This is a genomic window from Trinickia camelliae, assembly GCF_053525655.1.
Map to the genome: position 1 here is coordinate 59,496 of NZ_JBCHAA010000009.1, position 21,933 is coordinate 81,428.

Consider the following 21,933-nt stretch of genomic DNA (forward strand, 5'->3'; position numbering starts at 1 on the left):
TTCACTCCAGCGCGCCAGCGACGAGTTCCGCCACGTCCAGCACTTCCGGACGCGGCCCGACCACGCCCTCGAGCATCGCCGTGCAGTTAGGGCAGCCGACCGCGACCACATCCGCACCGATCGATCGGGCATCCGCGATCCGGATATCGGGAATGCGCTGCTTGCCGGGAATATCGGTCAGCGGCGCGCCGCCGCCACCGCCGCAGCAGCGTCCGCGCATGCCATGCCTTTCCATTTCGACCACCTGGATGCCGATCGATTTCAGCAGCTTGCGCGGCGCTTCGGTCTCGCCGTTGTAGCGGCCCAGGTAGCACGGGTCGTGATAGGTCACGCGCTTGTCGCGCAGCGCGGCCGCGGCCTTCGGCAAGAGCTTGCCCTGCGCGACCAGCTCCGCGATGAAGCTCGTGTGATGCTGGACTGGATAGCGTCCGCCCAGTGCGCGGTATTCGTTGCGCAGGCTGTGCATCACGTGCGGATCAGCCGTGACGATCTGCTTGAAGCTCAGCCCGTCGAGCGTGCCGATCAAACGTTTCGCGAGACGCTGGAATGTGGCTTCGTCGCCGAGACGCCGGGCGACGTCGCCCGTATCGGTCTCGATGCCGCCGAGCACCGCGTAGTCCACGCCGGCGCGGTTCAACACTTTGACGAGCGCACGCAGCGTGCGCTGATAGCGCATGTCGAACGCGCCTTCGCCGGCAATCAGCAGCACGTCGACGGGCTTGCCCGGTTGCGCGGTGGGCGCGTTCAGATCGACCGCCCAGTCATAGCGCGCCGCGATGTCGTAGCCGCCCGCCGAGCCGGTCTCGCGCAGATTCGCGAGCACTTCAGCGCCCTTGCCCGGCACTTCGCCGTGCACGAGCGTCTGGTTACGGCGCATGTCCACGATCGCATCGACGTGCTCGATCAGCATCGGGCACTCTTGAACGCACGCTCGGCACGTCGTGCACGACCACAGCGTATCGGCTTCGATCAGGCCCGACACGATCGGACCGTTCGGCTCGCCACTGTGCTTGCCGACTGAGATGCCCGGCGTCGGGCTGCCCGCGTACGCCGCATCACTGCCGCCCGCCATCCCGACGACGAGATCCTGGATCAGCTTCTTGGGGTTCAACGGCTGGCCCGACGCGAACGCGGGACACGCCGCTTCGCACTTGCCGCACTGCACGCACGCGTCGAAGCTCAAGAGCTGGTTCCAGCGGAACTCGACCGGCTTCGCGACGCCGTATTCCTGATGCTCGATGTCGGGCAGCTTCAGCGCTGTCGGCGGCGTCGCGCTGCCGTTGCCGGTGAACGCCTCACGGTTCGCTGCGAAACGCTCCTGGCGCGGATGGAACGCGAGATGCAGCAGGCCCGCGATCGCGTGCTTCATCGGTCCGCCCTTGGCTGCGCCGAACGTCATCGCGAACGCGCCGACACCGATCAGCACCGCACAGAGCACCGCAAACGCGCCGGACATTGCGCCAGCCGGCACGACCACGTAGAGCGTGAGGCCGAGCGCGAACGAGCCGAGCAGCCACGGCAGCGTATTCCACGGGCCGCGCGACAGCCGCGCCGGCACGTTCTTCGCAGCACGACGGCGCCACACGAACACCGCGCCGATCAGCATCGCTAGCGCCGCGAGAAAGATCAGCTTGTCGAGCCACGGCGAATAGATCGCAAGCCCATAGTTGACGAACACCAGCGCGAGCGCGGCAATCGCGCCGCCTGCCGTGGCGACGTGCGTCTTCGCGATGTACGGATCGCGCGCGACCACGTGGTGCAGATCGACGAAATAGCGCTTCGGGATCGCGAACAGGTTCGCGACGCCGAACGCGCCAGGAGCGGTGGCCCGCCCGAGCCGCCAGTACGACGAGCGTTTCGCGACCGCAAACGCCAGACCGGCGACCGATACCCACAGCAACGCGGTAATGACCAACGCCGGGTTCATGGTCAAAAGTCCTTGCAAAGGCGCAGCGCGTCGTAAATCGCGCCGTGGATGTTGTGCATCGAAATGCAGTCGCCGACACGGAACAGCAGGAAGCGGCCGTCGCCGAGTTTCTCCGCGAGCGACGGCTGCGGCTCGGATGCGAAGAGCTTGTGCACGTCCACCTGTCCGCGATTGACCGATTCCGGCTTGAGCTGCCAGTAAAGGGCATCGTTGGGCGTGATGCCGTTTTCGATCACGACCTGATCGACAGCGCGTTCCTCTTGCTCTTCCGTGTACTCGTTGCGCAGCACGGCGATTTTCTTGCCGTCCTCTTCATAGACGCGATCGAGCCAGTAGTTCGGCGTGTGAATCACGCCCTGCGCGTAGAGCCGGCGATAGAAAATCGGGAACGTCGTGCCGCCGCAGTCATCGGCCACCTTGACATCCGGCGTGACGATTTCGACCTTCGAGCCACGGCTCGAGATGAAATCGGCCACACCCGCGCCCGCATGCGTGCTCACGCCGTCGTAGACGAGCACGTTCTGCTTCGGCTCGACGCGTCCCGAGAGAATGTCCCACGAGCTGACCGCGAGCCCTTCCTCGACGCCCCACGCCGGCACCTGATTCGTGAAGCTCGAACCGCCGGTGGCAAGCACGATGATGTCGGGCTTCTCCGCGAGAATCGTCTTGTCGTCAGCCGCCACGCCGAGGCGCCGGTCGACGCCGATGCGCTTCGTCTCCATATCGAACCAACGGACGATGCCCGCCATCTGCTCGCGCTGCGGCGCCTTCGCGGCCAGCATGATCTGTCCGCCGACTTCATTCTGCTTTTCGAACAGCACCACTTCGTGCCCGCGCAGACGCGCGACGCGAGCGGCTTCCAGACCCGCGGGACCAGCGCCGACCACGACGACCTTGCGCTTCGGTCCGCGGGACTTCTCGATCACGTGCGGCATCGTCGCTTCACGCGACGTCGCAGCGTTCTGCACGCACAGCACGTCCAGGCCGTTGTACTGGCGGTCGATGCAATAGTTCGCACCGACGCATTGCTTGATTTCGTCTTCGCGTCCGTCACGAATCTTGATGACCATGTGCGGGTCGGCGATCTGCGCGCGCGTCATGCCGACTAGATCGACCATCCCGCTAGCGAGCAGGCGCTCGGCCTGGCCCGCATCGCGAATGCTCTGCGCGTGCATCACCGGCAGCTTGACGACCGACTTGATGCCCGCCGCGAGATGCACGAACGGCTCGGGCGGCAGCGCCATCGGCGGCATGCAGTTGGCGAGCGTGTTGTGCGTATCCGCGCCCGAGCCGATCACGCCGAGATAGTCGATCAAGCCGGTCTCGGACATCGCTTGCGCGATCTCCTTCAATTGTTCGTGATCGAGACCGTCTTCGTGGAATTCGTCACCGCACATGCGCAGGCCGACGCAGAAGTCGGGGCCGACGGCCTCGCGCACCGCCTTCAGGACTTCGACGCCGAAGCGCAGCCGGTTCGTGAGGCTGCCGCCCCATTCGTCGGTGCGGAAGTTCGTGCGCGGGCTCCAGAACTGATCGATCAGGTGCTGGTGCGCGGCGGAGATCTCGATGCCGTCCATTCCGGCATCCTTCACGCGCTTCGCGGCCGCCGCGAAATCGCCGATGATGCGGCGGATTTCCTCGACCTCGATGATTTTCGCGTTGCCGCGATGCACGGGCTCGCGCACCCCCGAGGGTGACATCAAATGCGGCCAGTGCTCGCCATGGAACGCCGAGCGGCGTCCCATGTGCGTCGCCTGGATCATGATCTTCGCGCCGTGCCGGTGCATCGCTTCTGCAAGGCGCGAGAGCGGATCGACGATCTTGTCGGTCGCGAGATTCACCGACTTCCACCATCCCTGCGGGCTATCGATCGACACCGGGCTCGATCCGCCGCACACGGCTAGGCCGACACCGCCCTTGGCCTTCTCCTCGTAGTAACGGATATAGCGGTCGCCAGGGAGCCCGCCCGGCTCCGCATAGACCTCGGCGTGCGCCGTGCTGACGATCCGGTTGCGCACCGTGAGCTTGTTCAGCGTCAGGGGTTTGAACAGATGGGGATAGCGCATCTCAGGCGACCTCGAACGTAGTGCTGATACCGCGTTTTATTGAGCAAGCGGCGAAACTTCGAATACGCAATGGTCGTGGCCTTCGGCCGCGCATTGCACCTCTTTCGATTGCGAACGCGGCGCATGCTTGCCGCCATCGCGCGTGTCGTTGACCCAGTCCATCGCGCCGGCGAACCAGCCGGCGAACATGTAGCAAAGCTTGCCTTCCTTGCCCGGCTGCTGGAGCACGAACGACGAATGGCGCAACTCGATGCGCGCACGCGCGCTTGCCGGATCCGCCTCGACGATCGTGAAGAGCCCCCAGCCGCGTTGCGACAGACGTTTCAAGTAGTGCTCGAAAACCGCCATGCCGCTGATGCCATGCTGCTTCGCTTCTTTATCGCACCAGTGATATGCGGACTTGTAGCCGGCCTTGTAGAGAATCTCGGCATAGGCCTCGCGGCCGAGCGCTTCCTCGACTGCCGTGTGGTTGTTCGTGAAGAAATGACGCGGGACGTACAGCATCGGCAGCGCGTCGGTGGTCCAGACGCCTGTGTTGGGATCGACATCGATCGGCAGTTGCGGTTGCATCGAATGACTCCGTGAATGGAACTGGCTAAGCGTTTGATACTTGAGCGAGGCTCAAGCGCCCCATACGTCCTTGAAGACCCTCACCCAGTTTGCGCCCATGATCTTGCGGATGCGGGTCTCGCTCCAGCCGGCGCGCTCCATCGCCGCCGTCAGGTTCGGAAACTCGCCGATCGTGCGAATGCCTTCGGGATTCACGACCTTGCCGAAGTTCGTGAGACGGCGATAACGGCCCTTGTCGTGCGTGAGCATGTCGAAGAACTCGGTGCTGTAGCCCTGCGTGAAATCCGTGCCGATGCCGACCGCGTCTTCGCCGATCAGATTGACCACGTAGCCGATCGCTTCGATGTAGTCGTCGATGGTGGCGTCGATGCCGCGCTTGAGGAACGGCGCGAACATCGTCACGCCGACAAAACCGCCGGCGTCGGCGATCTCTTTCAATTGCTCGTCGCTCTTGTTGCGCGGATGCTCCTTGAGCCCCGACGGCAGGCAGTGCGAATAGCAGACCGGCTTCTTCGAGAACGCGATCGCTTCCGACGACGTGTTGCCCCCGACATGCGAGAGATCGACCATGATGCCGACGCGATTCATCTCAGTGATGACCTCGCGCCCGAAATCCGACAAGCCGCCGTCACGCTCGTAGCAACCGGTGCCCACGAGGTTCTGCGTGTTGTAGCAAAGCTGAACGACCCGCACGCCCATGTCGGCGAACGCCTCGATGTAGCCGAGGTTGTCCTCGAACGCGTGCGCGTTCTGGAAGCCGAAGATGACGCCGGTCTTGCCCTCCTGCTTCGCGCGCCGGATGTCGTCGGTCGTGCGCACGAGCGTCAGGAGCTCGCTGTGCTCGCGAATCTGCTTCTTCATGAGCGCAATGTTGTCGACCGTCTTCGTGAAGTTCTCCCAGACCGACACCGTGCAGTTCGCGGCCGTGATGCCGCCCTTCCTCATGTCTTCGAATACCGAGCGGTCGAACTTGGAAATGTTCAGACCGTCGATGATGATGCTGTTCTCGTGCAGGGTGCTCATCGAATTCTCCAGGCGTTCTTGCGAATGAACTTCAAGCGTGCGATTGGGTTGGCTTGCGTATTGGCGTGCGGTTCAGTAGATCGGGAACCGCTCGCACAGCGCGAAGATTTCCCGGCGCACGCGCTGCTCGGTTTCGGCGTCGCCATCCGGGTGCTTGCGCAGCGCGTCGAACACTTCGAGGATGAGGCGGCCGATCTGACGGAACTCGTCGACGCCGAAGCCGCGCGTCGTGCCAGCCGGCGTGCCGAGACGGATGCCCGACGTGACGGTCGGCTTCTCGGTGTCGAACGGAATGCCGTTCTTGTTGCACGTGATGCCCGCGCGTTCGAGCGCCTGCTCGACTTGGGTGCCCTTGAGGCCCTTCGGACGCAGATCGACGAGCAGCAGATGGTTGTCGGTGCCGCCCGTCACGAGATCGACGCCGCCTTCCTTGAGCACGACGCCCAGCGCCTTGGCGTTGGCGAGCGCGTTGTCGATATAGGTCTTGAAGCTCGGCTGCAGGACTTCGCCGAACGCGACCGCCTTGCCCGCAATCACGTGCATCAGCGGACCGCCCTGCAGCCCCGGGAACACCGCCGAGTTGATCTTCTTCGCGATGTCTTCGTCGTTGGTCAGAACGAAGCCGCCGCGCGGGCCGCGCAGCGTCTTGTGCGTGGTCGACGTGACGACGTGCGCATGCTCGACCGGGTTCGCATGGCGACCCGCGGCGATCACGCCCGCGATGTGCGCCATATCCACCATCAGCTTCGCGCCGACGCTGTCGGCGATCGCCCGGAAGCGCGCGAAATCGAGCTGGCGTGGATACGCGGAGAAGCCCGCGATGATGAGGCTCGGCTTGTGCTGCTGAGCGAGCGCCTCGACTTGCGCGTAGTCGATCAACATCGACTCTCGATCGACGCCGTACTGCACCGCGTTGAACCACTTGCCCGACAACGCCGGCTTCGCGCCATGCGTGAGATGGCCTCCCGCATCGAGCGACATGCCGAGCACCGTGTCACCCGGCTTCGTCAGCGCGAGCATCACCGCGCCATTGGCTTGCGCGCCCGAATGCGGCTGCACGTTCGCGTAGCCCGCGCCGAAGATCTGCTTCACGCGATCGATCGCGAGCGTCTCGACTTCATCGACGAATTCGCAACCGCCGTAGTAACGCTTGCCCGGATAACCCTCTGCGTACTTGTTGGTCAGCACGGAGCCTTGCGCCTCGAGCACGGCGCGCGACACGATGTTTTCCGACGCGATCAGCTCGACCTGCGACTGCTGCCGCTCGAGTTCCCGCAATACCGCGCCGCGCACCGGCGCGTCGCGCTCGGCAAGAGTCTGCGCAAAGAATGGAGACGTGTTCGACATAGTGAGTCCCTGGAGAGTGGGGGGAGCACACCCGCTTGCAGCAAGGCTTGCGGGCTCTCGTACTTGACGGCTCTATTCTTGTCGTTCGCTTTTGGAGCCGATTTGGGATTTCAGACGCTTTCTTGGTATTTCCCGCCATCGAAGTCCATTTTGGACAAGTGACCGGTCGTGCGGATTTGTCGATTCCGCGCTTCGCAAAGAATTGCTGCATCGCAACGCCTTCGCACTGCGCAAGTGCGGATCGCGCGCGAAACCGTGCCGCCGCCGCACGCGCACAGTGCATCGCAATGCAACGCTGCTGCGGCGCGCCGCCGTGGGCTAAGGGTTAAGCCGTATGGCACGCTTGTTGCCATCGATTCCACAATGAATGAGCCCATGTCCCCGCATCGGCAGCAATAATCCGGATTCGAAGGAACGCCTCTCCATGTCGCCCGACCGAACTGCGTCGCTGTCTCACTTCGCCTTCATGCCGTTGCCGAACTTCACGATGATCGCGTTCACGAATGCGATCGAAGTGCTGCGCATGGCGAACTACTTGAGCGGCGAACCGCTTTATCGTTGGTCGGTCGTGAGCCCGGAAGGCGGACCTGTGACGGCGAGTAATGGTCTATCCGTCGAATCGGGTCCCGTCGAATGCGTCGGCAAGCCGGATATCGTGTTCGTCTGCGGCGGCATCGACGTGCAGCGCGAAACGACCCCGGCTCATTTGTCGGCACTGCGCCGCTTCGCGCGCGAGGGTGTCGCGCTCGGCAGTCTTTGCACGGGCACGTATGCGCTCGCGAAATCGGGATTGCTCGACGGCTACGCGTGCGCGATCCATTGGGAAAACATGTCGGCGCTCAAGGAAGAATTCCCCGGCACGCGTTTTCTGAAAGAACTGTTCGTGGTCGACCGTGATCGCGTGACTTGCACGGGCGGCGTTGCGCCGCTCGACATGATGCTCAACTTGATTGCTGCGCGCGTTGGGACGGCGCGCGTGACGCAGATCGCCGAACAGTTCATCGTCGAGCATGTGCGCGATACGAGCGCTCAGCAGCGCATGCCGCTCGTGGCGCGGCTTGGGTCAGCGAACAAGTCGCTGTTCGAAGTGATCGCGCTGATGGAAAACAATATCGAGGAGCCGTTGTCGCGCGAAGAACTCGCGCGGCTCGCGAATATGTCGCAACGGCAATTGCAGCGGCTTTTCCGCGAGCATCTCGGGATGACGCCGACGCATTACTACCTCACGTTGCGGTTGCGGCGCGCGCGGGAGTTGCTGCTGCAAACCGATATGTCGATCATGCACATCACGATGGCCTGTGGTTTCCAGTCGGCTTGTCATTTCAGCAAGAGCTATCGCGATGCGTTCGGTACAGCGCCGACGAGGGAGCGACGCAGGCAGGTGGCCCCGCTTGCGCCTGCGGTGGCGGCACCTTTGCTGCCAACCGCTGGCATGACCGGCGGCGTGCTGATGCACGCTTAGGTTGCACGAAACCGGACGTCCGGCAAGCGTCGCTGGCGATTAGGCCAGCGAGCTTCCTACAGCGATTTACCCACCACCTGTTTGCTTGCGCGGTATTGGGTCGGAGTCGTTTCGAAATGCTTACGAAACAGCTTCGATAACCGCCCGCCACTGCCGATGCCGCATCGTCTGGCGATCTTGTCGACCGGCAGATCCGTTTCGACGAGCAGGCGGCGGCTCATGTCCAGCCGCACGTTCGTGAGGTAATCAGAGGGCGTGACGCCCATCTCCATCTTGAAGCGCCGCAGGAAGTTTCGCTCGCTCATGGCGGCGATTTGCGCGGCGTCGTCGATGGCGATGGGCCGGTCGCCGTTTGCCTCGAGCCACCGGGCGGATTCCTGAATCTTTTCGTTGACGCAAACCGGAGTGTTCTTGCGCACGATCGAAGTGAACTTCGTTTCCGCGGGCGGAGCGACGCGGCTCGAGATATGACGCGCGGCTTCCGAACCGAGATCCCCTTGAACCACCGACATCGCGACTTGCAACGGATCTCCTGACTCCGCTGCGGAGGCGGCATTGGCCCCGCTCCGCCATGACCTGGCGACACCTGCCCCTTCGACCCGCCCGTTGGCGGTTCGCCCGAAGCCAGCGGCTTCGAGGAGCAAGCTCCCTTCGGCGATCGGGAATATCAGTTCGGTGCGAGGATACGCGCGGCGCAACCAAGTAACGAGGCGATCATCCCGCGAAGCACTGGCCGCCCCAATGCCGCCGACGATGAAGAGCGCATGGAAATCGTCTGTATCGCGCTGCGTTTCGAAACTCTCAGTCCAAACGAACACGGATGACGAACTTGCGATTCTGCCGCCGGCTGCCGACAACAAGCAGACTTCGTAGCGCGCGCCATCACAATCTTCGGCATTGGAAGATGCGTTCGCCGAGTGAAACACCTCGGTGATTGCAACTGCACCCGGAAGTGCAAAGCCATTGAACAACACCACGCCAATACGCCTCGCGCTGCGCGCGTCAGGCGGAACGGGCGGCAGTACGGCATTCCGTTGAATTTCGGAAAAGCATTCCATCTGATGTTCCCCGGCAAATAACTGGTCCCGCTCAAACCGCCTATGTGTCGCGGCAAGCGGGCTACGGCAAGGGGCGTGCGATCGCCCACGTCGTCCCGCTCGCAAGCGGGAGCCGCCTATGCGCGGCAAAGCCTCGGGCAAGCGTGCGCCGCTAGTCCTTCAACGTGGCGAGAAGCTGGGAGATTTCTTCGAACTGGCTTTTCGACAATTGATGGCTTTCAATAATTTCCTGCAAGCGCTTTCGCCAATATGCCGGCGGCAATCGCGATTCATTCAAGTCTTGTATAGACAATCGCTGAATCACGGACTTGATGTGTTGAATATCGCCATGCGCGACTTTCAGCGAATAGGCGCCCGATTTTTTCGGTTGCCCGCCGTCGTTCAAATGCCGTTCAGAAATTATTTCCATCGTTTTTTTGCCGTCGGAATTCGGTGGCGCGCAAGCAAGCGCGCCACCGATCCGTGGCCCCCGTAGCTATTTGTCTGGATAAAGCGCACCGTGAATCCGGTGTGCCGCCTCTCGATTTATTTATATTGTTCCGCTCTGCCGAACGCTGTTCGGTGAGGTATTCATGGTACGTTCCACCCCTAATGACTGTCAATATCGTCTATGCGAAGCTAGCTAATACGCTCGGCCGCCACGCTATTGGTTAGAACACGAAATACACATGACACAAACAGCTGAAACCACTGGAGAACGCAACGCACTTCGCAGTGTTAGCCGGGCACTCGACGTTTTGGAGACATTGGGGACCAGCGGCGCCGAGGGGCTCACGGTCGCGGAGATCGCGACGGCCATCGGCGTTTCGAAGAGCACTGCTTTTGCGTTATTGCAGACCTTGCTCGCCCGCGACTTCATCACCGATGTGCGCCTCGGCGGCTCGCGGCGCTATCGGCTTGGGTTTGCGCTCGTCCACCTCGGCGACCGGGCGGCAGCCGACATCGGCGTATCCCAAGTCGCGATGCCGGTGCTGCAGGAGCTGACGGAGACGACCGGGCTCACCTCCCGGCTCGCCGTGCTCGACGACAACGGCTATGCCGTGGCGATCAACCGTGTCGAGGCGCCGGGCATCGTGCGGATCGCCTCCGCCCTCGGCCAACGCGAGCTCCCGCACTGCTCGGCTCTCGGCAAATCGCTAATGGCACTGTTGCCGCCGGCGCGGGTCGTGAAACTGCTGGCTATTACCGGCATGCCGCGCCGCACCGAATACACGCGCGTGACGCCCGCGGAGCTGATGAAGGATCTGATCCAGGTCGCCGAACAAGGCTACGCATTCGACGACGAGGAAGACAACATTGGCGTGGTCTGCGTCGGCGCGGCGATTACGAACCGCGATGGCGAGGGCGTGGCCGCGATCAGCGTCACCACGCTCAAGAACGGAATGAGTGAGGACGACCTGCATGCACTGGGGCGCACCCTGCGCGCGCATGCCGAGCGCATCAGCCGGAAGCTCGGCGCGCGGTCGGACCCGCAGCCCGGCGCGCCGAGCTGACTCGCTTGTGCTCAGCGGAACACCCGCGCCCCGCAACAGGCAAGAACCTCATGCTGAACACCTTTCTCAATCTGTTCGATCTGCACGACGCGAGCAACTATCTGCCCGACCTGCTCAGAGGGGCGCTCACGAGCGTCGAGCTGACCTTCAGCATCCTCGCGCTCGCCCTGCCGTTCGGCCTGCTGCTTGCGCTCGCCAGGATCGGCCGAGCGCGGCTTCCGCGCGCGCTCGCGTCGATCTATATCGAGGTGATCCGCGGCACTCCCGCGCTGCTGCAGTTGTTCTACATCTACTTCGTGCTGCCCGCGTTCGGGATTCGCTTCGCCCCGTTCACCGCAGGCGTGATCGGGTTGTCGATCAACTATTCGGCGTATCTCGCCGAGGTGTATCGCGCCGGCATCGAGGCGGTGCCGAAGAGCCAGATCGAAGCGGCGAAGGCGCTCGGCTTGTCGGGCCGCCAAACGATGCGCCTGATCGTGCTGCCCCAGGCCATCCGCATTGTCGTGCCGCCGCTCGGCAACTACGCGATTTCGCTCTTCAAGGACACCTCGCTCGTGTCGATCGTGACGGTCAAGGAGCTGATGTTTACCGGCCAGGTCGTCTCGTCGACGAACTTCCAGTACGTCACCATCTTCACGATAGTCGGCGCGATCTATTTGGCGTTTTCGTGGCCGAGCGCGCTCGTCGTGCACTGGCTCGAACGCAAGATGGGCACGCCCCGCACGGGGAACGCCGCGTCGCGCTCGCCGCGTGCCTGGCGAGTTCTCCGTGGCCCGTCGCGTCTCTAATACCAACCATTTGAGGGCGTTTCATGCGCAAAGCTACGCTGGTGTTTGCTTCGATATTGACGGGTCTTGTGACGCTGTCCACTGCCCATGCGGCGGATAGCGCCGGAATCAGCGGCGCGAGCTTCGAGGGCGGCGACGGCTCCTACAAGCGCGCGATCCAGAACGGCATCACACTCGTCATCGCCGCCGATCCGCCGTCGACCTACCAGGACGACAAAACGCACACCTACGACGGCGCCGACGTGCGCATCTTCCGCGAAATCATGAAGCGGCTCGGCATCACCAAGGTCACATGGGACATCGTGCCGTTCGACGCGATGATTCCGGCGCTGCTCGCCGGCCGGGCCGACGTCATCGTCGACAACCTGCACGAGAACGAGAAGCGGCTGCGCGTGGTGGCGTTCACGAGCCCAGCCTACTGGTACGGATCGGGCATCGCTGTACAGCATGGCAACCCGTCGAAGATTCATGCGTGGGACGACTTCGCCGGCCATACCGTCGGCACGATGCGCGGGAGCATCAATCACCAGCTGCTCGAAGGCCGCAAGGACCTGAAGGAGCTCAAGCTCTACACGAACAGCGAGGCGGAGTTCGCCGATCTGATCGCGGGGCGAATCGACGTCGCGATGGAAGACGACATCAAGATCGGACAATTCCTGAAACAGCATCCGACTGCGGCAATGGAAATGGTGACCGACTACAGACCGCTGCCGCAGGAGTACGGGTATGCGCGCTACGCGTTGCGCAAGGGCGACGTCGACTTGAACAGCGCGGTGTCGCGAGCGCTCGACGAACTTCGCGCCGACGGAACGCTGGCGTCGATCATCAAGCAGTTCGGCTATAGCGACCGCAACCTCTGGTATTACCCGGTGAAGAATTGAGCGCGACCCGGGGCGGACATCCATTTAAAAGGATCACCGCCCCGGGCATCATCTTCAAAGCACAGCGATACAACCGCGGCTTACTGCCTCAAGCCGCGTTCAACAAGCCATGCGGATCGATCACAAACTTCCGCGGCGCCCCACCATCGAACTTGCGATAGCCTTCCGGCGCTTGATCGAGCGAAATCACCGACACATTGACGATCTTTGCAATCGGCAACCGATCCCACAGAATCGCCTGCATCAGATTGCGGTTGTACTTCATCACCGGCGTCTGCCCGGTATGGAACGAATGCGACTTCGCCCAGCCGAGGCCGAAGCGAATGCTCAAACTGCCGCGACGCGCAGCGGCATCGACAGCACCCGGGTCATCCGTCACATAGAGCCCGGGAATCCCGATCGCCCCCGCCGCCCGCGTAATCTCCATCAGCGAATTGAGCACCGTAGCCGGCGCTTCTTCCGCGTGGCCGCTACCGTGCCCATGGGCTTCGAAGCCCACGCAATCGACCGCGCAATCCACCTCCGGCTTACCCAGAATCTGCTCGATCTGTTCCGCAAGCGTCGCATCGAGTGAAAGATCGACCACTTCGAATCCCATCGCCTTCGCATGCGCGAGACGCTCGGCGTTCATATCGCCGACGATCGTGCAAGCCGCCCCCAGCAAACGCGCCGACGCAGCCGCCGCCATCCCGACCGGCCCCGCGCCAGCGACATAAACGGTCGACCCAGGTTTCACGCCCGCCGTCACAGCCCCGTGATAACCGGTCGGCAAAATATCGGAGAGACAAGTGAGATCGCGGATCTTCGCCATCGCCTGATCGCGATCGGGGAACTTGAGCAAATTGAAATCCGCGTAGGGCACGAGCACATATTCGGCCTGCCCGCCGATCCATCCGCCCATATCGACGTAGCCATACGCGCCGCCCGCACGCGACGGGTTCACGTTGAGACACACACCCGTGTGCTGATCCTTGCACATCGGACATCGTCCACACGCGACGTTGAACGGCACCGACACCAGATCGCCGATCTTCAGCGTCTCGACATCGCGCCCCACTTCGATCACTTCGCCCGTGATCTCATGCCCCAGCACGAGCCCGACTTCCGCCGTCGTCCGCCCGCGCACCATGTGCTGATCGGAGCCGCAGATATTCGTGCTCACCACTTTCAGAATCACGCCGTGCCCGATCGCGCGGCCGCTCGGATCGACCATCTTCGGGTAATCGATCGATTGCACTTCGACCTTGCCCTGCCCCAGATAAACGACACCTCGATTGCTGCTCATCGTTCTGTCTCCTTTACGTTTCGACGCTCGTTTACACGTCCTTTCAACGTCCGTTAAGCGCGGCGTCCGCTGCGAGACCGCCATCAATCACTAGCCGCCGCGACTCGTTCGAGCGTAGTCCGCAAGGCCCTGCGGCAATCGTTCAAAACCCGACACGTGCTTGCCCAACGCCGACATCTCGATACTCCGTCCGTTTTTTATTGATTGAACGTTCAACATAAAAAGACTATCCTTGAGGCCTTTTGACGCACAACGAAACTGGAAACGACCATGCCAAAAGTCGGAATGCGCGAAGTGCGCCGCGCGCAATTGATCGACGCCACGCTGCACACCATCGACGAAGCCGGCCTGTCCGGCACGACGCTCGCGCTCGTCGCGCAGCGCGCGAACATCTCGACGGGCATCGTCAGTCACTATTTCGGCGACAAGAACGGCCTCATCGAAGCGACGATGCGCCACGTGCTGCGCGACTTGTGGGCCGCCACCGCGCGGCGGCGCACCGCGGCGAAGTCCGATCCGCGCTCGCGCTTGCGCGCCGTCGTCGCCGCGAATTTCGACGTGAGCCAGATCAGCGCCCCGGTGATGAAGACCTGGCTCGCGTTCTGGTCGCAAAGCATGCATGAGCCATCGTTGAAGCGCCTGCAGCACGTGAACACGCGGCGCCTCTATTCGAACCTGTGCGCGGAGTTCGGCAAGGCGCTGCCGCGTGCCGCCGCCCGGCGCTCGGCGAGCGGTCTCGCCGCGATGATCGACGGGCTCTGGCTGCGCGGCGCGCTAAGCGGCGAGCCGTTCGACACGAAGGCCGCGATCCGTCTCGCCAACGACTACATCGATTTGCTGCTGGGTCAGCACGCATAGCGGCAAATCACATCTACGTCCCATTTCATTCGCTCTCGGTCGCCTCTCAAGTCGCGATTTGCGCATCCAAGGAGATATTCGATGCCCTCTTCCACCGCCTACGGCCTGCAACGTCTTTACATCGGCGGCGCTTATGTCGATGCCACCAGCGGCGTCACGTTCGACACATTCGATCCCGCCACCGGCGAAACGCTCGCGTCGGTTCAGCAGGCGAGCGAAGCCGACATCGATCGCGCCGTGCAATCCGCACGCGAAGGCCAGCGTGAATGGGCGGCGATGACCGCGATGCAGCGCTCGCGCATTCTGCGCCGCGCGGTCGAATTGCTGCGCGCGCGCAACGACGAGCTCGCCGAACTCGAAATGCGCGACACCGGTAAGCCGATTGCGGAAACGCTCGCCGTCGACATCGTGACCGGCGCCGACGTGATCGAGTACTACGCGGGTCTCGCCACCGCGATCGAAGGCCAGCAGATTCCGCTGCGCGCCGAATCGTTCGTGTATACGCGGCGCGAACCGCTCGGCGTGTGTGCAGGCATCGGTGCATGGAACTATCCGATTCAGATCGCTTGCTGGAAGTCCGCGCCCGCGCTTGCGGCCGGCAACGCGATGATCTTCAAGCCGAGTGAAGTCACGCCGCTGTCCGCCTCGAAGCTCGCCGAGATCTACATCGAAGCCGGCGTGCCGCCGGGCGTGTTCAACGTCGTGCAGGGCGACGGGCGCGTCGGCGCATGGCTCGCCGCGCATCCGGAGATCGCCAAGGTGTCGTTTACGGGCGGCGTCGAAACGGGCAAGAAGGTGATGTCGCTCGCCGGCGCATCGTCGTTGAAGGAAGTGACGATGGAGCTCGGCGGCAAGTCGCCGCTGATCGTGTTCGGCGACGCCGATATCGATCGCGCCGCCGACATCGCCGTCACCGCGAATTTCTTCAGCGCCGGGCAGGTGTGCACGAACGGCACGCGCGTGTTCGTGCATCGCTCGATCAAGGAAGGCTTCAAGGCGCGCGTGCTCGAGCGCGTGAAGCGCATCCGCGTCGGCAAGCCGTCCGATCCGCAGACTAACTTCGGCCCGCTCGCCAGCGCCGCGCAGCTCGACAAGGTGCTCGGCTACATCGAGAGCGGCAAGCGCGAAGGCGCGCATCTGCTCGCGGGCGGCGCGCGTCTCGTCGACGGCGAATTCTCGCGCGGCCAGTATGTCGCGCCGACCGTCTTCGGCGACTGCCGCGACGACATGCGGATCGTGCGCGAGGAAATCTTCGGGCCGGTCATGTGTCTGCTCGCTTTCGACGACGAAGACGAAGTCATCGCGCGTGCGAACGCCACGTCGTATGGCCTCGCGGCAGGTGTCGTCACCGAAAATCTCGCACGTGCCCATCGCGTGATCCATCGCCTCGAAGCCGGGATCTGCTGGATCAACACCTGGGGCGAGTCGCCCGCCGAAATGCCGGTAGGCGGCTACAAGCAGTCGGGCGTCGGCCGCGAAAACGGCATTACGACGCTCGAGCACTACACGCGCATCAAATCCGTGCAGGTCGAACTCGGCCGCTATAACCCGGTGTTTTGAGGGGACCGTCCATGACCATCCGTGAATTCGACTACATCATCATCGGCGCCGGCTCGGCCGGCAACGTGCTCGCCACTCGGCTGACCGAAGACGCCGGCGTGACCGTGCTGCTGCTCGAAGCGGGCGGCCCCGACTATCGCTTCGACTTCCGCACGCAGATGCCCGCCGCACTCGCCTATCCGTTGCAGGGACGGCGCTACAACTGGGCCTACGAGACCGACCCCGAGCCGCACATGAACAATCGCCGCATGGAATGCGGGCGCGGCAAGGGGCTCGGCGGCTCGTCGCTGATCAACGGCATGTGCTACATCCGCGGCAACGCGCTCGATTACGACGGCTGGGCCGACAACAAAGGCCTCGAAAACTGGAGCTATCTCGACTGCCTGCCGTACTTCAAGAAAGCGGAAACGCGCGACATCGGCCCGAACGATTATCACGGCGGCAACGGTCCGGTCAGCGTGACGACCAGCAAGCCCGGCAACAACCCGCTCTTTGCCGCGATGGTCGAGGCCGGCGTGCAAGCCGGCTATCCACGCACCGACGACTTGAACGGCTATCAGCAAGAAGGCTTCGGCCCGATGGACCGCACCGTGACGCCGAAAGGCCGGCGCGCGAGCACGGCGCGCGGCTACTTGGACCAGGCCCGCCAGCGCCCGAATCTGACGATCGTCACGCACGCCACCACCGATCGCATCCTGTTCTCGGGCAAGCGCGCGATCGGCGCGGAGTATCTGCATCGCAACGATCGCATGACCGCGCACGCACGGCGCGAAGTGCTGCTGTGCAGCGGCGCGATCGCATCGCCGCAGATCCTGCAGCGTTCGGGCGTCGGCCCCGGCGCGTGGCTGCGCGAACTCGATATCCCGGTGGTGCTCGATTTGCCCGGCGTCGGACAGAACCTGCAGGACCATCTCGAGATGTACATGCAGTACGAGTGCAAGGAGCCCGTCTCGCTCTACCCCGCGCTTCTGAAGCGCAACCAGCCCGCGATCGGTATCGAATGGATGCTGAAGGGCACCGGCATCGGCGCGAGCAATCACTTCGAGGCAGGCGGCTTCATCCGCACGCGCGACGACGACCTCTGGCCGAACATCCAGTATCACTTCCTGCCCGTCGCGATCAACTACAACGGCTCGAACGCGATCGAAATGCACGGCTTCCAGGCGCACGTCGGCTCGATGCGCTCGCCGAGCCGCGGTCGTGTGAAGCTGCGCTCGCGCGATCCGCACGAACATCCGAGCATCCTCTTCAACTACATGGCCGAGCCGCTCGACTGGCGCGAGTTCCGCGACGCGATCCGGATCACGCGCGAGATCATCCGTCAGCCTGCGCTCGATCGTTATCGCGGCCGCGAGCTGAACCCCGGCGCCGATCTCAAGACCGACGCCGAACTCGACGCGTTCGTGCGCAACCGCGCGGAAACGGCGTATCACCCGTCCTGCTCGTGTGCGATGGGCTACGACGACATGGCCGTCGTCGATGGCGAAGGGCGTGTGCATGGGATCGAGGGCTTGCGTGTCGTCGATGCGTCGATCATGCCGCGCATCACCACCGGCAACCTCAACGCGCCGACGATCATGCTCGCCGAGAAGATCGTCGATCGGATTCGTGGGCGCGACGCGCTCGCGCGCGCGGATGTGCCGTATTTTGTCGCGAACGGGAAGCCCGCGCGGGGCAATGCGGATGCTCATTTGAGCCGTTCGCCCGTCGGCTTCGCCCCCAATAGTTTGACCACGTGACCCTCGCGTAGAACGGGTGATCCCATAATGGCTTACCCGTTCTATGCCGAGATGCATTCGCTAGTCATATAGCCCGTAACAGGTCATCAGATACTCCACCGCCCCGTTTGCATCGCATCTTCCAACATGCCGAGTGTGAGCAATCGGCCACCGAGCGTTTCGCGTGCCGCTGCGTTAAACGGCGACTTGACTACCGCGGTAAGGAAGGAGCCAATGCCTAGCTTCGCCGACGGGTAGTAGTAGTAGATATCGAATGCCGCCATATCCACGTTGAACTTTGCGGCCCACTCCGTCATCAATCGCTCGATGTGGCCTGGATTCAGATCCAAATCATGGTACAGATCAGTGTCTCGTGTCAGATCCAATTGACCGATAGTCGGTTTCCCCACATCCGCTGCGATAAATTCTTCGAGATTCTTCCAAGCTGTATCTGCCATCACAAACGATCCTCCGGCTTGGCGAGACTATTGTATGCGTTCACTGAACGGTAAATGATAGTCGAAACATCGGCCGCCAGAATTACCCAACCAACGCCTGGTATTGCTCGGCCAACGAACACGCCAAGGCTGCGCGTGAATTTGATTCGGAGCAGAAACAGGCTCTCGAAGGACGTCACGGTAGGCAGAATCTTGTGTTCCAGCTCATAGGGAAGCAGTCTCCGAGAAACGACGGAGGCGACCGATGTACCTTCGACCGCGCCGTTGAATTTTCCGCGGGTTGGAATAAATCGCTGTCCGGCCAAAATAGCGCCCACTGCCACTACGTCATCCACACCAAGTTGCTTGCACGTCTCATCGATCGCGACCAGTAAAAACAATTCCTCGCGACTGAGTCCATCATGTATTCCATATCGATATTCATTCGGCATGCCAATCATCCCCACAAAAATAGCGACGACAGAATATCGTGGGGAGATCGCATGAGCAACCAAGTGGACTGCGGTCTGCGCGTTCATGCCGCGCATCGTCACCCGCAACCTCAATGCGCCGACGACTTACGATGACGCGCCCATTCCATGCCAATGCCGGATTCCTTCTATAGCGACGATTAATGGCGGCATCTACTGAGTGAAGGCCGGCCTCGAACCATCACGAGGCCCTTCTCTTTCACTCGGAGGTGTCATGCCCCCCGCCTTCCGCAAGTCCACCACGACCGCCGCGCGCGCCAGCACTGCCGCGCGTCTCGAACGTCTGCCGTTTTCCAGCTATCACCGCACGATCTTCCTCATCATCGCGGTGGCGTTCTTCTTCGATTCGGTCGATCTCGGCACGATGACATTCGTGCTTGGGTCGATCAAAAAGGAGTTCGGACTATCCACCGCGACCACCGGATTGGTTGCGAGCGCAAGCTTCTTCGGCATGGTCTTGGGCGCGGCAGCCGCCGGTCTCCTTGCCGACCGCTTCGGGCGCCGTCCGGTGTTTCAGTGGAGCATGGTGCTGTGGGGCGTCGCGTCGTATCTGTGCTCGACGGCGCAAAGCGTCGATGCGCTGATCGTCTATCGCGTGCTGCTCGGCATCGGCATGGGGATGGAGTTTCCGGTTGCGCAAACGCTGCTGTCGGAATTCGTGCCAGCCGCCCAGCGCGGGCGGCTGATCGCATTGATGGACGGATTCTGGCCGCTCGGCTTCATCACGGCCGGCGTGGTCTCGTACTTCGTACTGCCGCATTTCGGCTGGCGCACCGTGTTCGCGCTGCTCGCCGTGCCCGCCGTCTTCGTGCTGATCGTGCGGCGCATCGTGCCCGAATCGCCGCGCTGGCTCGAACATCGCGGGCGTCTCGCCGAAGCGGACAAAGTGATGGCGCGCATCGAAGCGAAGGTGTTGAAGGCGACGGGACTGGCGACGCTGCCCGCGCCGTCGCAGCTCGTGGCGCAGGCGGCCGCGCGCACGCGCGGCGCCTTCCGCGAACTCTGGAGCGAAACCTACCGCCGCCGCACGATCATGGTCTGGACGCTGTGGTTCTTCGCGCTGCTCGGGTTCTATGGGCTCACAACGTGGCTCGGCGCGCTGATGCAGCAAGCGGGTTTCGCCGTCGCGACTTCGGTGCTGTACACCGTACTGATTTCGCTCGGCGGTATTCCCGGCTTTCTGTGCGCTGCTTGGCTCGTCGAACGCTGGGGACGCAAGCCGACTTGCATCGCATCGCTGGCCGGCGGTGGCGTCATGGCCTACGTGTACGGCCAGACGGCGCTGCACGCGGGCGACGTCACGCTCATCATCTGCGCCGGGCTCGCGATGCAGTTCTTCCTGTTCGGCATGTGGGCCGCGCTCTATACGTACACGCCGGAGCTGTACGGCACGGGCGCGCGCGCAACCGGTTCGGGCTTTGCGTCGGCGATCGGGCGCGTCGGGTCGTTGATCGGGCCGTATGCAGTTGGCGTGGTGTTGCCCGCGTTCGGTCAAGGCGGCGTCTTCACGCTGGGCGCGTTGTCGTTTGCGGTCGCAGCGTTGGCGGTCTGGATCATGGGCATCGAGACGAAGGGGCTCGCGCTCGAAGCACTGGCCTCCGCCGACGGATCGGCAGAGGCGCACCAAGCCGCCATGACAACGGCATACGCGGCGAAGCTCGACGAGCCGCGCTAGCGCATCAGAACCGATGCACGATCCCCACGCCTGCCGCAAACATGCTGCGCGACGATGACGGCGTGGTCTGAAAACCGTCGCCGATGGTCGCGGTGGCGTCGATGATGTGACCCGCGCCGGCCGTGCCCAAGGTCTGACCGTTTGCGCGCTGATACGCTTGCAGCGCGTAGATGCCCGTGCGCTTCGAGAGCGAGTAGTACTCGGACAGGTTGAACTGCTGATATTGCGCGCTGCTGGTGATGCCGTTGGCTTTCGTCCCTCGCGTATAGCTGTACCCCGTCGCGAAGTCCCATGCGGCGGCCGGTTTCCAGTGCAATACGACGCCGCCGGTATTGAAGATCGCCGTGTTGGTGAACGCCGATCCTGTGCCCGGAAGGTATTGGACGTTCGTGTAAGTCGCCGAGACATCCCAGCTGCTGTTGAACTTGTAGAGCGCCCCCACGCCCAGCCGCTGCTGAGCCTGAGCGGTCTGATAGCCGTTCGTGACGGCCGACACGCCAATCTGCGCGCCATTGTTCGAGGTCGTCGAGGCCGCGCCGAATGCGCCGCCGCCGGAGGTCGAGTTGTTGATGCGCGAGAAGGCCACCGCGCCGCCGAGCGGACCATTCGAATACTGCAGCGCCACGGACCATGTCGATCCGGCGTTGACGCTTCCAGCGACACCGCCAAGCGAATACGAGCCCGAAGCCGAGAAGCCGTAGTAGTTGGGCGACGTGTACTCGAGCGTGTTATTGGCGCGATAGATGCTGTCCAGACCGTCGACGTCGCCCGGGTGCGCACCATAGAACCCGGTCAGCCAGGTGGTCGGGCTATACGCCGTGAGGAACTGGTAGTACGACGCATACTGCCGCCCCGCCGTGAACGTACCGTAGGTGGGATTGGTCACGCCGACATAGGCCTGCCGGCTGAACATCAGGTTCGACACCGACATCGCACCCGTGGCGCCGCTGAATCCCTCTTCCAATTGGAAGATCGCCTTGGTGCCGCCGCCGAGGTCTTCACTCCCCTTGAACCCGATACGGTCGCCGAGCCAAACGCCGCTCACCATTTTTACCGCCGATTTGCCGCCCGAAGTCGACCCCAGCGTCGACGCATTGCTTTGGTATCCGATCCCGTTGTCGACGACGCCGTACAACGTGACGGTCGACTGCGCGAACGCAGGCGCCGTAGTGAGAATCGCCGCCGCGCCGGCTATGGCCGCTTTCCCAGAGTAAGACCTTTTCACCATCTCCAATCCTTCATCGTTTTAATGGGCGCAACTCGTCCACTGCGCGGGGGCGATCGCGCCCCGAAC

General features: G+C 63.0%; 19 protein-coding genes. 9 read left to right on the forward strand and 10 right to left on the reverse strand.

The genetic code is table 11. From position 1 onward, the window contains the following. Window position 1 precedes the first annotated feature (1 nt). The 5 genes from AAHK20_RS16455 to AAHK20_RS16475 form a co-directional block, all read right to left on the reverse strand. On the reverse strand, window positions 2-1,927 hold the full coding sequence (locus tag AAHK20_RS16455) for a (Fe-S)-binding protein (RefSeq protein WP_449182550.1): 1,926 nt from the start codon (window positions 1,925-1,927) through the stop codon (window positions 2-4). A 2-nt stretch (window positions 1,928-1,929) separates the two neighbouring features. Then, the gene (locus AAHK20_RS16460; protein WP_449182551.1) at window positions 1,930-3,993 is read right to left on the reverse strand and encodes an oxidoreductase; all 2,064 of its coding nucleotides are present in this window, start codon (window positions 3,991-3,993) and stop codon (window positions 1,930-1,932) included. A gap of 36 nt (window positions 3,994-4,029) precedes the next feature. Then, window positions 4,030-4,563 carry a DUF5943 domain-containing protein gene (locus tag AAHK20_RS16465; protein ID WP_449182552.1) on the reverse strand — a complete coding sequence of 178 codons (534 nt, stop codon included), beginning with the start codon at window positions 4,561-4,563 and terminating at the stop codon, window positions 4,030-4,032. Between the two features lie 51 nt (window positions 4,564-4,614). Beyond that, entirely contained in the window at window positions 4,615-5,586 is a 972-nt protein-coding gene (locus tag AAHK20_RS16470) for a dipeptidase (RefSeq protein WP_449182553.1), read from the reverse strand. A 72-nt stretch (window positions 5,587-5,658) separates the two neighbouring features. Next, window positions 5,659-6,933 carry a serine hydroxymethyltransferase gene (locus tag AAHK20_RS16475; protein WP_449182554.1) on the reverse strand — a complete coding sequence of 425 codons (1,275 nt, stop codon included), beginning with the start codon at window positions 6,931-6,933 and terminating at the stop codon, window positions 5,659-5,661. 424 nt (window positions 6,934-7,357) lie between these two features. Here AAHK20_RS16475 and AAHK20_RS16480 point away from each other — a divergent pair, with 424 nt between their 5' ends. Further along, a complete protein-coding gene (locus AAHK20_RS16480) occupies window positions 7,358-8,395 on the forward strand; it encodes a GlxA family transcriptional regulator (RefSeq protein ID WP_449182555.1) in 1,038 nt (345 codons plus the stop codon). A gap of 56 nt (window positions 8,396-8,451) precedes the next feature. Here AAHK20_RS16480 and AAHK20_RS16485 read toward each other — a convergent pair whose 3' ends face one another. After that, window positions 8,452-9,369: a helix-turn-helix domain-containing protein gene (locus AAHK20_RS16485; RefSeq protein WP_449182556.1), complete on the reverse strand. Its 918-nt coding sequence runs from the start codon at window positions 9,367-9,369 to the stop codon at window positions 8,452-8,454. 202 nt (window positions 9,370-9,571) lie between these two features. Between AAHK20_RS16485 and AAHK20_RS16490 the strand changes: the two genes are divergently transcribed. The 4 genes from AAHK20_RS16490 (at window position 9,572) to AAHK20_RS16505 (ending at window position 12,615) form a co-directional block, all read left to right on the forward strand. Further along, the gene (locus AAHK20_RS16490; protein WP_449182557.1) at window positions 9,572-9,928 is read left to right on the forward strand and encodes a hypothetical protein; all 357 of its coding nucleotides are present in this window, start codon (window positions 9,572-9,574) and stop codon (window positions 9,926-9,928) included. Between the two features lie 193 nt (window positions 9,929-10,121). Beyond that, window positions 10,122-10,946 carry an IclR family transcriptional regulator gene (locus AAHK20_RS16495; RefSeq protein WP_449182558.1) on the forward strand — a complete coding sequence of 275 codons (825 nt, stop codon included), beginning with the start codon at window positions 10,122-10,124 and terminating at the stop codon, window positions 10,944-10,946. Between the two features lie 50 nt (window positions 10,947-10,996). Further along, entirely contained in the window at window positions 10,997-11,734 is a 738-nt protein-coding gene (locus AAHK20_RS16500; RefSeq protein ID WP_449182559.1) for an amino acid ABC transporter permease, read from the forward strand. A gap of 23 nt (window positions 11,735-11,757) precedes the next feature. Next, a complete protein-coding gene (locus AAHK20_RS16505; protein ID WP_449182560.1) occupies window positions 11,758-12,615 on the forward strand; it encodes a substrate-binding periplasmic protein in 858 nt (285 codons plus the stop codon). 88 nt (window positions 12,616-12,703) lie between these two features. Here AAHK20_RS16505 and fdhA read toward each other — a convergent pair whose 3' ends face one another. Further along, window positions 12,704-13,900 carry a formaldehyde dehydrogenase, glutathione-independent gene (gene fdhA, locus AAHK20_RS16510; protein WP_449182561.1) on the reverse strand — a complete coding sequence of 399 codons (1,197 nt, stop codon included), beginning with the start codon at window positions 13,898-13,900 and terminating at the stop codon, window positions 12,704-12,706. 270 nt (window positions 13,901-14,170) lie between these two features. Here fdhA and betI point away from each other — a divergent pair, with 270 nt between their 5' ends. The 3 genes from betI to betA all read left to right on the forward strand — a co-directional run bounded on the left by betI (window position 14,171) and on the right by betA (window position 18,057). Next, the gene (gene betI / locus AAHK20_RS16515; RefSeq protein WP_449182562.1) at window positions 14,171-14,758 is read left to right on the forward strand and encodes a transcriptional regulator BetI; all 588 of its coding nucleotides are present in this window, start codon (window positions 14,171-14,173) and stop codon (window positions 14,756-14,758) included. A gap of 81 nt (window positions 14,759-14,839) precedes the next feature. Further along, complete coding sequence (gene betB, locus AAHK20_RS16520) at window positions 14,840-16,318, forward strand: betaine-aldehyde dehydrogenase (protein WP_449182563.1); 1,479 nt, start codon at window positions 14,840-14,842, stop codon at window positions 16,316-16,318. Window positions 16,319-16,329: 11 nt separating this feature from the next. Further along, window positions 16,330-18,057, forward strand: a complete 1,728-nt coding sequence (betA, locus tag AAHK20_RS16525) for a choline dehydrogenase (protein WP_449182564.1) — start codon at window positions 16,330-16,332, stop codon at window positions 18,055-18,057. A gap of 86 nt (window positions 18,058-18,143) precedes the next feature. Here the strand turns inward: betA and AAHK20_RS16530 are convergent, their stop codons facing one another. After that, entirely contained in the window at window positions 18,144-18,494 is a 351-nt protein-coding gene (locus AAHK20_RS16530) for a DUF1493 family protein (RefSeq protein WP_449182565.1), read from the reverse strand. Further along, complete coding sequence (locus tag AAHK20_RS16535) at window positions 18,494-18,925, reverse strand: STM2901 family protein (RefSeq protein ID WP_449182729.1); 432 nt, start codon at window positions 18,923-18,925, stop codon at window positions 18,494-18,496. Before AAHK20_RS16535 ends, AAHK20_RS16530 begins: the two co-directional genes overlap by 1 nt. Before the next feature lie 253 nt (window positions 18,926-19,178). Here AAHK20_RS16535 and AAHK20_RS16540 point away from each other — a divergent pair, with 253 nt between their 5' ends. After that, entirely contained in the window at window positions 19,179-20,639 is a 1,461-nt protein-coding gene (locus tag AAHK20_RS16540) for an MFS transporter (RefSeq protein ID WP_449182566.1), read from the forward strand. A gap of 4 nt (window positions 20,640-20,643) precedes the next feature. Here AAHK20_RS16540 and AAHK20_RS16545 read toward each other — a convergent pair whose 3' ends face one another. After that, complete coding sequence (locus tag AAHK20_RS16545; protein ID WP_449182567.1) at window positions 20,644-21,867, reverse strand: porin; 1,224 nt, start codon at window positions 21,865-21,867, stop codon at window positions 20,644-20,646. Window positions 21,868-21,933 lie beyond the last annotated feature (66 nt).